This window comes from Candidatus Andeanibacterium sp., assembly GCF_057143545.1.
Genome location: NZ_DBNHSF010000012.1, coordinates 1 through 8,900, shown reverse-complemented (window position 1 = coordinate 8,900; position 8,900 = coordinate 1). Strand labels below are relative to the sequence as shown.

Annotated in this window: 7 protein-coding genes; 6 read left to right on the top strand and 1 reads right to left on the bottom strand. The window is 65.3% G+C overall.

Features of this window, described 5'->3' with window-relative positions; genetic code table 11:
- The 6 genes from AC16XC_RS00700 to AC16XC_RS00675 all read left to right on the top strand — a co-directional run.
- On the top strand, positions 1 to 1,062 hold a 1,062-nt coding region (locus tag AC16XC_RS00700; RefSeq protein WP_484032709.1), incomplete at its 5' end, for a TrbL/VirB6 family protein.
- Positions 1,059 to 1,883: a TrbG/VirB9 family P-type conjugative transfer protein gene (locus AC16XC_RS00695; RefSeq protein ID WP_484032708.1), complete on the top strand. Its 825-nt coding sequence runs from the start codon at positions 1,059 to 1,061 to the stop codon at positions 1,881 to 1,883. The genes AC16XC_RS00700 and AC16XC_RS00695, both read left to right, overlap by 4 nt.
- Positions 1,883 to 2,995: a TrbI/VirB10 family protein gene (locus AC16XC_RS00690; protein WP_484032707.1), complete on the top strand. Its 1,113-nt coding sequence runs from the start codon at positions 1,883 to 1,885 to the stop codon at positions 2,993 to 2,995. The genes AC16XC_RS00695 and AC16XC_RS00690 overlap by 1 nt, the downstream gene beginning before the upstream one ends.
- 10 nt (positions 2,996 to 3,005) lie before the next feature.
- Complete coding sequence (gene virB11 / locus AC16XC_RS00685) at positions 3,006 to 4,022, top strand: P-type DNA transfer ATPase VirB11 (RefSeq protein ID WP_484032706.1); 1,017 nt, start codon at positions 3,006 to 3,008, stop codon at positions 4,020 to 4,022.
- A 131-nt stretch (positions 4,023 to 4,153) separates the two neighbouring features.
- Positions 4,154 to 6,307, top strand: a complete 2,154-nt coding sequence (locus AC16XC_RS00680) for an RNA degradosome polyphosphate kinase (protein ID WP_484032705.1) — start codon at positions 4,154 to 4,156, stop codon at positions 6,305 to 6,307.
- A gap of 17 nt (positions 6,308 to 6,324) precedes the next feature.
- Entirely contained in the window at positions 6,325 to 7,878 is a 1,554-nt protein-coding gene (locus AC16XC_RS00675; RefSeq protein WP_484032704.1) for a Ppx/GppA phosphatase family protein, read from the top strand.
- Between the two features lie 2 nt (positions 7,879 to 7,880).
- On the opposite strand, the gene AC16XC_RS00670 is transcribed toward AC16XC_RS00675, so the two are convergent.
- Positions 7,881 to 8,900, bottom strand: a 1,020-nt coding sequence (locus AC16XC_RS00670; protein ID WP_484032703.1) for an alkaline phosphatase PhoX, incomplete at its 5' end; no start/stop codon positions are given.

Sequence of the window (8,900 nt, the reverse complement as noted above, 5' to 3'; positions counted from 1 at the left end):
TCGGGCGGGGCGCTGGTCCCGGCGCTGACCATCCTGTTGACCATATTCATCGCGCTGTTTGCATTCGCCCTGATCACGGGGCGCACCAGCATCACCATCCGCTCGCTCACCCCTCGCATGGTCACTTTCGGGCTCGTGATCACGTTCGCGACCAGCTGGCTCGCCTACCAGGCGGTCGTGTGGCAGCTGGCGACGTTGGCGCCCGACCAGATCGCCTCGGTCATGCTGGGCACGGAAGGGCCCGCGACCCAGGTGTTCGCCGACAAGATCGACCTGGTGTTCGCCGCGATCCAGGAAGCGACCAGCCAGCAAGGCCAGCCGACGCCTGAGCAAGTCACCACCTTCTCGCCGCAGGGCCTGTTGTGGATGGGCTCGACCCTGCTGCTGCTCGGCACGCTCGGCCTGCTGGTGACCGCGCGGATCGCGCTTGCGGTGCTGGTCGCCATCGGACCGGTGTTCGTTGTCATGGCGCTGTTCCCCGCCACAAGAGGCCTGTTCACCGGCTGGCTCAAGGGCCTCGTGATGCTGGCGATCGCGCCGCTGTTCGCGGTGGTCGGCGGGACGATGATGCTCGAACTGGCGGTCCCGGTCCTGTCGGGCCTGTCGCCGACCCCCGGCAGGATCGATCCGCGCGCCGCGATGGCCTTCTTCATGATCGGCGCGGTGCATGTCGCGCTGATGGTGCTGATGCTCAAGGTAGCCAGCACCATGGTCGGTGGCTGGCGGGTATTCGGCATGGCCGATGCCGCCCCTCGCGAAGGGCGCGACGGCACCGTTTCGCACGCCGGCGCCGCAACCGCACTGGCAGTCGCCGAGCGGCGCCAGGGCCGCAGCGAGCAGGCCGCTCCGACAACAACGCGCCGGGCGAGCGTAACGGCCGTCAGCGCGAGCGTGGCCGCCAACGACATTTCGGGCGGACCGGCGATCGTGACCCGCGAAACCAGGCTGATCGGCGGCGGAGCCTCGCCGCTCAATCCGTCCCCACCCATGTCATCGCGCGCCAAGGGCATCGGCAGCCGCTTCCGTGCTGCACCCGCGCGCCTTTCGGAGAAAGTGAAATGAACCGCGCTATCGCCCGCGCAAGCCTTGCCGCCCTGCTCCTGACGAGCACCGGCCAGCTGAGCGCCGAGGAAGTGGTCCAGCCGATCGGTCAGGAAGCTCCTGCCAAAAGGGCCGACGGCCGATTGGTCGAACACCTTTACGATCCCTACGAAGTCGTGCTGATCGAAGGCAAGCCGCGGGTCCAGGCGACTATCGCCTTCGAAGAGAACGAGCAGATCGAAAATGTCGCGATCGGCGATTCGGCCGCCTGGCAGGTGACGCCCAACAAGCGCGCCAACCTGTTGTTCGTGAAGCCGCTGTCCGACCGGGCCGAAACCAACATGACCGTGGTCACGAACCTGCGGACTTATCTGTTCGACTTGGTCGCGAAGCCCAATGCCAATGCGCTCTATGTGCTGCGGTTCACCTATCCCGAAGAGCCGGAAGCAGACGTCCCGCTTCCCGGTACGGCCTCCGATATCGAAATGCTCGCCGCCAGCGATCCCTATGCCGTGAGCGATCCGGCCCTGCTCAATTTCGACTGGAAACGGACCGGCGATGCCACGCTGTTCCCGCAGCAGGCCTATGACGACGGCGATGCAACCTTCCTCACCTGGGAAAGCGACCGGCCGATCCCGGCGATCCTGGTGAAGGACAGGGAAGGCACCGAAGGCCCGGTCAATTTCGCCGTGCGCGGCGAAACGATCGTGGTCGATGGCGTGCCGCGCGAGATTGTCCTGCGTTCGGGCGACGAGACTGCGGTGCTGATCAATGAAGGCCCGATCCGCAGGGCCAGCGAAGCCGGCGATGCCTCGCTGGCGATGAACCGGGGGAACAAGTGATGCGCCTCGCGATGCAACTGCCCGAAAAGAAGGACAGCTCCGGCAGGCTCGATGCCGATCCGCGCGAAGACCTGTCGGCAGAAGTGATCGACCTCGCCAGCCGCAACTCCTTCCCGACCGTTGCCCAGCAGAAAAAGGGCTCGGATGCGCTGGGGCTCACGGCCGGTATCGCGGTTGTGGCACTGCTTGGCGCGGTAACCCTGTGGGGCCTCAATTCGTCCCGCCAGGAGGCGCAGCAATTCGCCCAACCGGCCCAGCAGCCGCAGGCGATTCCCGAGGTCCCGATCCCGGACGTGCCGCCCGAAGCGATTACCCAGGCCGAGCCGGAACTGCTCGTGGCACCACCGCCGCTGCCGGATCCGGAACCTTCTGCCGTCCTCGCCAACAACCCGGTCAGCATGGTCAATCCCTATGCGACCCCGACCGTCGTCTTCGACGGCAGCGCCCTGCCCGCACCGGTTGCCGTGCCCGCTGGCGAGGGCGCCGCCCCGGCAACCGGCAGCTCGGCGGGCGATTTCGCCAGCCGGATCGGTGTCGGTGGGGGCCCGGCCCAGGCCGCGCGGCAATTCGACCCGCAGACCACCGTCACCCAGGGGACGCTGATCCCGGCGGTGCTCGAAACCGCGATCAACACCGATGTGCCGGGCTATGTCCGCGCGGTGGTGAGCCAGGATGTGCGAAGCTATGACGGAAGCAAGGTCCTGGTGCCGCGCAGCTCGCGCCTGATCGGGCAGTACCAGTCCGGCCTCCAGGCGGGGCAGAAGCGCGCCTATGTCATCTGGACAAGGCTGATCCGGCCCGACGGCATCTCGGTCGACATTTCCTCGCCCGCGACCGATTTCGCCGGGATGACCGGCCTGCCGGGCGATGTGAACAACCACTTCTTCAAGCGCTTCGGCTCGGCCATGCTGTTGTCGGTGGTCACCGGCCTGACAACCGTCGCGACCGGCGGCACGGCGGGTATCATCCTCGCCGGGGGCGGACAAAGTGCGGCGGCCGCGGCGGTCCAGCAGGACAGCAAGATCGGGCCGACCGTCAGGGTCCATGTCGGGGCCCCGATCCGGGTGTTCACCGCCCGCGACCTCGATTTTTCGCGCGCGCCGGCAATCTGAGCGTCGCACGATGAGCGCTTCGGTTCATACCATCGCCCAGGACGAAGGCCCGGACGCGGCCTTCGTTCCGCCTGAGGGGGCCAGGAGCGTCTATCTCGACGCCTATCTGGCGCCGTTCCGGCGCTGGCTCGAACGCGACAGCGTCACCGAAATCCTCGTCAATTCGCCCGGCGAAGTGTGGATCGAGGATGCCAGCCAGCCCGGCATGCAGCGGATCGCGGCGGCCGAGATCACCGACCAGCTGGTCCAGCGCCTCGCCGAACAGGTTGCGCGGGTCAGCCACCAGGGCATCAATCGCGAGCACCCTCTGCTTGGTGCGACCTTGCCGGATGGCGCCCGGATCCAGTTCTGCGGACCGCCCGCGACAAGGCAGCACTGGGCGATGGCGATCCGCCGCCACCGCCGGCTCGACCTGCCGCTCGATGCCTATGATGCGGGGCCGCTGACCCACGCCGTCGAAGGCGACATGCCCGATGCCGAGGCGCAGCCGATCGCCTTCCTCCGCGCGGCGATCGCCCAGCGCAAGACGATCCTGATTTCGGGCGGGACCTCGACCGGCAAGACGACCTTCCTCAACGCGATGCTGGGCGAGATACCAAGCGAAGAGCGGGTGGTGCTGGTCGAGGACACCCCCGAGCTCAGACTACCGGGCGCTAACGGGGTCGGACTGGTCGCGGTGAAGGGCGAACTGGGAGAGGCCAAGGTCACCCCCAACGAACTGCTGCAGGCGGCCTTGCGCCTCCGGCCCGACCGGATCGTGCTGGGCGAATTGCGCGGCGCCGAGAGCGTCAGCTTCCTGCGAGCGATCAACACCGGCCACCCCGGTTCCTTCTCGACGATCCATGCCAACTCGCTGCGCGGCGCGCTCGACCAGCTGGCGCTGATGGTGATGCAGACCGGGATCGGCCTCTCGCGTTCGGATACGATCGCCTATGCTTCCTCGGTGATCGATGTGGTGGTCCAACTGGGCCGCAACGCGGGCAAACGCGGAATTTCGCATATCGCGCTGAGCCGTGATCTGGTTTGACATCTTCCTGAAATTGCTGCGATAAATGTGACCGGCTTGTGTGACAGGTCGTCGGCGCTCGACGCAAGTTTCACAAAACTGTAACATTGGACCAGCAATCCTCCGGACAATCCAGGCCGCCAGCAAGGAACATGGGTACCCAACTCGAGATCGATACGGCCGTTGAAGCCCCGACAGAGCGCTATTTCAACCGCGAGCTGAGCTGGCTTACCTTCAACGAACGCGTCCTCGCGGAAGCCCGCAACCAGAATTACCCGCTGCTCGAACGCCTGCGCTTTCTGTCGATATCGGGCAGCAATCTCGACGAATTCATAATGATTCGCGTGGCGGGGCTGGCCGGACAGGTCCAGCGCAATATCGCCACGACTTCGCTCGACGGCCGCACCCCCTCGCAGCAGCTGGTGGCGGTGCGCGAAGCGATCGACGATCTTGAAATCCACCAGCAGGCGACGTGGCGCGAATTGCGCCCGTTGCTGGCCGAGAATGGCATCCATGTCGCCGATGAAGGGCGGATCGACGCCGCCGCCGAGCGCTGGCTGCGGGATTATTTCATCGACGAGATTGCCCCGGTCATCACCCCGCAGGCGATCGACCCGGCGCACCCGTTCCCGTTCATCGCCAATACCGGGATCGGGCTGCTGTTCAATCTGACCCGGCTGGCGGATGACGAGCAGGTCGTGGAAATGGTCCTGGTGCCGAATTCGCTCCCGCGCTTCGTGCGCGTCCCGGGCGAGGAGGCAACCTATATCAGCGTCGAGAACCTGATCTGCCGCCACGCCGACATCCTGTTTCCCGGCTTCAAGGTGAAGGGCGACGGCGCTTTCCGGGTTCTGCGCGACAGCGATATCGAGGTCGAGGAGGAAGCCGAGGACCTGGTCCGCTTCTTCCGCACGGCGATCCAGCGGCGGCGGCGCGGCAAGGTGATCCTGCTCGAACTGCAGGACGATTTCGATCCCGATGCCGAACAATTGCTGCTCGACCAGCTCGGTCTCGACGATGCGATCCTGACCAAGACCGACGGACTGATCGGCCTTTCGGGCCTGTCGGCCATCGTCGAAGGCGAGGACCGGCCCGATCTCAAATGGAAGCCATACACGCCGCGCTATCCCGAACGGGTGCTCGAACACGATGGCGATTGTTTCGCGGCGATCCGCGACAAGGACATCGTCGTCCACCACCCCTATGAGAGTTTCGAGGTCGTGGTCGATTTCATCCGCCAGGCGGCGGTCGATCCCGATGTCGTGGCGATCAAGCAGACGCTCTACCGCGCCGGGGCGCAATCGCCAATCATCCAGGCGCTGATCGCCGCAGCGGAAGAAGGCAAGTCGGTCACCGCGGTGGTCGAGCTCAAGGCCCGGTTCGACGAGGAGCAGAACCTGCTCTGGGCGAGCCAGCTCGAACGCGCCGGAGTGCAGGTGATCTACGGCTTCGTCGACTGGAAGACCCATGCCAAGGTGTCGATGGTGGTGCGCCGCGAGGAAGGCAAGCTGCGCACCTATTGCCACTTCGGGACCGGCAATTACCATCCCCAGACTTCGCGGATTTATACCGATCTCAGCTTCTTCACGGCCGACAACAAGCTCGGCAAGGATGCCGCCAAGCTGTTCAATTTCATCACCGGCTATATCGAGCCGCGCAAGACCAAGCAGCTGGCGATCTCGCCGATCGGCCTCAGGTCCAAGCTCTACGAGCTGATCGACAAGGAGATCGAGAACGCCCGCGCCGGGAAACCGGCAGTGATCTGGGCCAAGCTCAACGCGCTGACCGATGGCGGGATGATCGACCGGCTTTACCAGGCCAGCCAGGCCGGAGTACGGATCGACCTTGTCATTCGCGGCATTTGCTGCCTCAAACCCGGCGTTCCCGGCCTGTCCGAGAACATCACCGTGAAGTCGGTGATCGGGCGGTTCCTCGAGCACGCCCGGATCTGGGCTTTTGCTAACGGCTTCAACATGCCAAGCCACCGCGCCCGCGTGTTCATCTCGTCGGCCGATGCGATGGAGCGCAATCTCGATCGCCGGGTCGAGGCGCTGGTGCCGATCAAGAACCCGACGGTGCATGACCAGGTGCTGCAACAGGTGCTGCTGGCAAATTTGCTCGACACCGAACAGAGCTGGCTGCTCAGGCCCGACGGCTCCTATGAGCGGCTCAAGACCGGCGAAGGCGAACGCCCGTTCAACCTGCACCGCTATTTCATGACCAATCCGTCCCTTTCGGGCCGCGGAACCGCGCTCGACGAAGGTGCGAAAGTCCCCAAGCTCGCTCTGCGCAAGGGCGGTGTCTGAGTGCTGCAGAACGGGGCATGCCTGTGATCGGAGACACGGATACGGCATTTCCCAATGCCGTCCCCCATCGAGCGGTCATCGATATCGGCTCCAATACGGTCCGGCTGGTGGTCTATGGCGGCGCGCAGCGGGCGCCGACCGTCCTGCTCAACGAAAGGGTCGTCGCACGGCTCGGTTCCGACCTGAGGCGAACCGGAAAAATCCCCGAAGCGGCGATGGAAGTCGCCCTTGCCGGCTTGCGCCGGTTTCGCCGGATCATGACCGACCTCCACGTCAACGAGGTCGATGTCATCGCCACGGCCGCTCCGCGGCTGGCCGACAATGGCGGCGAATTTCTCGAAAGGGTGAGCGCGTGCGGGTTCAGGCCGAACCTGCTCTCGGGCGAGGAGGAAGCCCGCACCAGCGCGATGGGCGTAATCGGGGCGTTCCCGGGGGCCGAGGGAGTCGTCGCCGATCTCGGCGGCGGCAGCCTTGAACTGATCGAAATCCGCAACGGCGAGTGCACCCATGGCGTCAGCCTGCCGCTGGGCACATTGCTACTGCCGGACTTGCGCTCGAAGGGCTCCGCCCATTTCAAGCGCAAGATCAACCGCGCGCTCAAGAACGAGGACTGGGCGCACGAAATGACCGAGCCGCTCTACATGGTGGGCGGAACCTGGCGAGCGCTCGCCAGTTATGCGATGCACGAGGCGCGCCACCCGCTGACCGACCCGCACGGGTTCGAGCTCGATGGCCATGCCGCGCTCAAACTGGCCAAGCGCGTCAGGCGGACCGATCCGGCGAGGCTGAGCATTTTGGGGGTCACCCCGATGCGCGCCGAAATGCTGCCCGACGCAGCCGCGCTGCTCTACCTCCTGTTGCAGAAGCTGCAGCCGACCAGGCTGGTCTTTTCCTCATGGGGCCTGCGCGAAGGCCGGCTGTTCGACCGGCTCGATCCCGCGGCCAAGGCCCAGGACCCGCTGCTATCCGGAATCGCGTGTTTTGCCGCCCCTCGCGGCGGGCCGCCTACCCTGGCAACCCGGATTGCCGGATGGACGGTGGACGCCCTTCCGCATGACGGCGGCGGTTCGGAGAGAGTGCGTCTGGCGGCAACCATGCTGGCGCTTGCCTCGATGCAGATCGAACCGAACCTGCGGCTCAAGCAGGCGATTAACTGGGCGCTCTACAAGCGCTGGATCGACCTGTCGGACGAAGGCAGGGCGATGATCGCCGCGGCGCTGTCCGCCAATTGCGGACAGCCCGAGCTGCCTCCCGAACTCCTGCGACTGGCGAGCGGGAAGCGCCTCGACGAGGCGGTCTGCTGGGGCCTCGCCATCCGGCTGGCGCGCAGGCTGGGCGCCGGTTCGCGCAGCTCCCTGCGCAACAGCGCGCTCGAAATCCACCATGGCAAGCTGGTGCTGTTTCTCGCCGAAAGCCATGCCGACCTGTGGGCCGAACATGTCGAGCAGGACCTCGCCAACCTAGCCGGCAGGCTCGGCCTCGAACCGGGCATGGAAGTGGTTCCGAACGACAGCCTGTTCGATCGTAACCGGTTCGAAATCCCCCAGCGCGCACCGCGCCAGGATGCCTGAATCTACCAGGGACCGGTAATCGCGAATGTGGTGGTCGGGCTGAAGGCGTTGACGAACATGGTCCTGCCGTCGGGCGAGAAACAGGCCCCGGCCAGCTCGGACTGCAGATGCAGCCTGCCGAAATCATAGGCTTCGCCAAGCAGGTTTATCCCGCGCAAATGATTGTCGACCGGATCGGTATACTGGTCCTCGCACACGATCAGGTGGCCATTCGGCGCGACACACAGATTGTCGCCGTAATTGAACTGGTCGGGCGAGGTGGATTCGAAGAACAGTTGCAGGCGGTCCTGCCCGCCCGCGCCTGGCTGGAGCCGGAAAATCTGGCCGAGTTTGGCCGCCCCGCCCGAAGTGCAGCAGAAATAGAGCTCGCCATCGCCCATCCACAAGCCCTCGCCGCGGGCAAACAGCGCCGCGCCATTCGAACGGCCCTGGATGCGAACATCGTCTGCAAGGCTGTCGGGCCTATCGATATCGACCCATTCGGCATCGTGCCAAGCGCCGACCGACATGCCCGCGGACGACCAGTTGCGCGTATCCGCGCTGCTGCCCCCGATCGCCAGCGCCTGCAGTCTGCCGCCTTCGGCCAGGCGTCCGCGGACATTGGGAATGAAACGGTAGAAAAGCGAATCGTCGCGGTCTTCGGTCATATAGACAATTCCCGAAGCCGGATCGACGCAGGCAGCCTCGTGGTTGAAGCGGCCCATCGCCTTGAGCGGTAGCGGATCGACCAGTCCTTCCGCATCGGCGGGCACTTCGAACACATAGCCATGTGCCTTGCCCAACGGCCCGCCCGCCGAGATCACGAATTCCTCGCAGGTGAGCCAGCTTCCCCACGGCGTAATGCCGCCGGCGCAATTGCGGATCGTTCCCGCGAGCGAGCGGTACTGGCGCTCGACCTGAAGCGTGTCTGGATCTAGCACGATTGTGGTCGTGCCTCCGGGAAGGACGAACGATCCCTTGATGACCGTGCCGTCATACAGGGTCTGTTCGCCGTCGAAGCGATCGTAGCCGGTCGTGAGCGT

Excerpts from the sequence above, each read along its gene's own strand:
- AC16XC_RS00690 (WP_484032707.1), top strand. The coding sequence starts at position 1,883 with ATGCGCCTCGCGATGCAACTGCCCGAAAAGAAGGACAGCTCCGGCAGG.
- AC16XC_RS00675 (WP_484032704.1), top strand. The coding sequence starts at position 6,325 with ATGCCTGTGATCGGAGACACGGATACGGCATTTCCCAATGCCGTCCCC.
- AC16XC_RS00680 (WP_484032705.1), top strand. The coding sequence starts at position 4,154 with ATGGGTACCCAACTCGAGATCGATACGGCCGTTGAAGCCCCGACAGAG.
- AC16XC_RS00695 (WP_484032708.1), top strand. The coding sequence starts at position 1,059 with ATGAACCGCGCTATCGCCCGCGCAAGCCTTGCCGCCCTGCTCCTGACG.
- virB11 (WP_484032706.1), top strand. The coding sequence starts at position 3,006 with ATGAGCGCTTCGGTTCATACCATCGCCCAGGACGAAGGCCCGGACGCG.